Source organism: Paenisporosarcina sp. P4_D4, assembly GCF_056401835.1.
On the sequence record NZ_JBFUIO010000233.1, the window covers coordinates 1 to 2146 of the forward strand.

At 40.9% G+C, this 2146-nt stretch carries 3 protein-coding genes and 1 pseudogene; all 4 read right to left on the reverse strand.

Annotated elements, in window-relative coordinates; genetic code table 11:
- Positions 1-691, reverse strand: a 691-nt coding sequence (locus AC1DSL_RS17495) for a spore germination protein (protein ID WP_477533206.1), incomplete at its 3' end; no start/stop codon positions are given.
- Positions 692-732: 41 nt separating this feature from the next.
- On the reverse strand, positions 733-1515 hold the full coding sequence (locus AC1DSL_RS17500; RefSeq protein WP_016427458.1) for a SigF/SigG family RNA polymerase sporulation sigma factor: 783 nt from the start codon (positions 1513-1515) through the stop codon (positions 733-735).
- Positions 1512-1964 (reverse strand): anti-sigma F factor, encoded by a 453-nt coding sequence (gene spoIIAB, locus AC1DSL_RS17505; RefSeq protein WP_016427459.1) that lies wholly within the window; start codon positions 1962-1964, stop codon positions 1512-1514. The genes AC1DSL_RS17500 and spoIIAB overlap by 4 nt, the downstream gene beginning before the upstream one ends.
- Positions 1954-2146: pseudogene (locus AC1DSL_RS17510) on the reverse strand (anti-sigma F factor antagonist); the annotation flags it as partial. The pseudogene AC1DSL_RS17510 and the gene spoIIAB, both read right to left, overlap by 11 nt.

The window sequence follows — 2146 nt, forward strand, 5'->3', positions numbered from 1 at the left end:
CCAATAAATGAGCTGCACATGTATCAGCACGTTCTGTATAGCGAACAAATGGGACAGGATGGAACTTTTGCTTGAATATCCATTCTTCTAGCGACTTGTCTGTCATTGTCAACCCATCGTGATGGATTTTTTTCATGCGTTTGCGGATATAATCGATATGCTGTTCATTCGCTACACCTTTAATAAAAGCGATTACCGTATCCGTTTGACCACGAGTGGAAAGCTTTGTTAATTCGAAGCGAAGCGAGACATCCCGGATTCTTCTTCGAATTAATGCCGTATTTTGTAAAATATTTTCCGTGAAGCCATCACGAGATCCGCGAATGACTTTTTCATTATCAGGCTCATCGGGTTGTCTTCCTGGATATGAACGAACATCGATTGTGAAAACATAACCACCAGATGTCACAATACCAAGCTGTCCACTTAAAATTGCGGACAGCCAGGCATCTTTAGAGTCATAGATTGTGACTGAATGATATGGAAAATAACTATTCATTGCTTCAATTTCATGAATCTCTAATTTATGTTTCACTTGAGATGTCGTGCTCTGTGTTAACGTCAAAATTTGTGTAAGTGTCGTAGAATCAATCAACCCATTCATATAGACAAATAATGATGGTATTGACCAAACGTGTGCGTTTTTGACACCAACATCGAAGCTTTCTCCCTTTCCAAACTTGGAATACACAAAGGATTCAGCATCCTGGATATTGGCAAAAAGTGACTTATCTATTGAGATCCATCCTTTAATGTCGCCTGTTTAGGCATCATCCAACTTTTCAGTTGCTTAAGTATTTTCTTTTCCAACCTGGAAACTTGCACTTGTGAAATACCGAGCCTTTCCGCAATATCACTTTGCGTACAGTCCAAGTAGTAGCGTAAATAGATAATCATTTGTTCCCTTTTTCCGAGTTTCGATAAAATATCTCGCAATGGAATGTGATCAAACGAGCGCTCCGAACGTTCGTCTCTTAATTGATCCATCAGAGTTAAGGCGTCCCCTTCACTTTCAAATAATTGTTCATGAAGAGAAGCTGGATCTCTTAATGCATCGGAAGCTAAAACCACTTCATCCATCGTCACATCAAGCGTTGTGGCAAGTTCCGACAAGGAGGGTTGGCGTTCATGTAGCCGAATAAATTCATCGGTTGCATGACGAATTTTAAAACTCAATTCCCGGATGGAACGACTTACTTTAACCATGCCGTCATCTCGCAGGAACCGTTGTATTTCCCCAATAATCATTGGAACAGCATAAGTGGAAAATTTAACTTCGTACGATAAATCGAATTTGTCGACAGATTTCATTAACCCTATACAACCGATTTGAAATAGATCCTCTAAATCCGCTCCCCGTGAAGCGAATCGTTGGACGATGGACCAGACAAGACGGGTATTTCCTTCTACCATGGTTTGTCTGGCAATTTTGTCTCCCTGTTGAGACAAAAAGATCAATTCACGCATTTTTTCTTGAGTCAACAACACGGGTTGTTGTCCGATAGGCGTCGTCATCGTTCACCTAAAACGAAGTTGGATTGTATGGGTAAAAATTCCTTCGTAAAGGTAATCGCAGTTCCTTTCTGAGGCTCTGACCATACCGACAAATGATCCGAGAAACTTTCCATAATGGTAAAGCCCATCCCGGAGCGTTCTCTCTCCGGTTTTGATGTATAAAGAGGTTCCATCGCTTGCTCGAGGTTTGGAATGCCTCTGCCTTCATCGCTGATGGTCATCGTGATTGATTGTCCATTTCTTTTGGCCCGTATGGTTACGATGCCCTCCCCATCTTCTTCATATCCATGAATGATGGCGTTCGTCACTGCTTCAGAAACAATTGTTTTAAACTCAGCTAATTCATCAATGGTTGGGTCAAGAGATGCAATAAAGCTCGTCATCACCATACGTGCCAAACCTTCATTTTCACTAATGGCAATAAACGATAGCGTCATTTCATTGTCCATTTAAAATACCCCCTAACTGTGCGATTGTTTCTTCTTCTGTTGTTGGCCAAACATAGGAACCGAGACCAGAATATTGAAAGATTTTTTTCATCGTTTCAGAAGGATGTAAAATAACTGTTTGCCCATTAGTAGGGACAAAATCTCTCATTCTTCCTAAGATAAGTCCAATACCTGCACTGTCC